Below are 367 nucleotides of genomic sequence, written 5' to 3' on the forward strand. Positions count from 1 at the left end.
CCTCCTTTATTAGTAAGGGGTACAATACACTATTCCGAATCAAAAGCATTTCCCAATCCTCCCGAACTTTGAAGATTGTCTTTTATAGGTTAGTATACAACATTATTAACTTATACGGATAACCGTACAACTATTATATATTATATATTTTATTAGTCGTATTTGTCAATTTATTTTTAAGAGGAGATATTCGGGAGGTACAAAAAGTGCTAACTTAATCGGTAAAAAAGCGGTGTATCGTAACCTGGTGGTAGGTTCTATCTGGATATAGGATGGGAGAGGGAAACTCAGGTTCATTAATTGAATTAGGAAAAAATCCAGTTTCCAAGCAGAGGCCACTGTGTTTCTGAAACAGCGCTCCACCTGC

Annotated in this window: 1 pseudogene; it reads right to left on the bottom strand. The window is 36.2% G+C overall.

Features of this window, described 5'->3' with window-relative positions:
* Positions 1–214 precede the first annotated feature (214 nt).
* Positions 215–367: pseudogene (locus COZ07_RS00845) on the bottom strand (galactose-1-epimerase); the annotation flags it as partial.

The sequence above is a fragment of the Candidatus Infernicultor aquiphilus genome (assembly GCF_002784285.1).
In the GTDB taxonomy this organism is placed as follows: Bacteria; Atribacterota; Phoenicimicrobiia; order Phoenicimicrobiales; family Phoenicimicrobiaceae; genus Infernicultor; species Infernicultor aquiphilus.